This is a genomic window from Vibrio sp. 1978, from assembly GCF_033344345.1.
In genome coordinates this window covers 1-578 of the sequence record NZ_JAWPOP010000790.1, presented here as the reverse complement: position 1 = coordinate 578, position 578 = coordinate 1, and the positions used below count along the sequence as shown (strand labels likewise).

Sequence of the window (578 nt, the reverse complement as noted above, 5' to 3'; positions counted from 1 at the left end):
ATTTTAGCAAGGTCCAACTTACCTGCTGCTTCTGCATTGGTATCTACATCAACGTCACCGATATCACCAATCACATCAGGGAACTCATTCAAACCGACATCGAGCATCAGTTCTTGCTCTTCAAACTCACCACCTTCTTTGTCCACTTGAGCCATCAGTTCATCAATAGTCATAAACTGATTTTTCTTAGGGTCAAAGTCATCAAGATCTTCCTGCTCGGCCCAGTTCTCTTGCGCGATTTCAGGTTGAGTCAGCGCTTCGCTCGAACTCCACACTTCTTGCTGATCTTCAGGGACTTCTTCCGTAACCGATGGTTCAGGCATGTCTGATGCTGGCTTAAAACCATCCCAGTCATCACCGACATCCAACATGGTTTCGAAATCCATGCCTGCACTTGCAATGGTGTCGCTGTCGAGCTTGCCATCAAACGCTTCAGCACTTGGCTCATCTGCAAGCAAGTTAGCCATCGTTGATTCATCAAAATCGTCTAACTCAGATGGAGATTCAATAGCAGTTGGCTGCTCTACCTCTTGATCAAAACTGTTTTGAGCGAAGACTTCAAAAAGCGCATCATGGTC

The 578-nt window shown here is 46.0% G+C and carries 1 pseudogene; it reads right to left on the bottom strand.

Annotated elements, in window-relative coordinates:
* Nucleotides 1–578: pseudogene (locus R8N49_RS29125) on the bottom strand (AAA family ATPase); the annotation flags it as partial.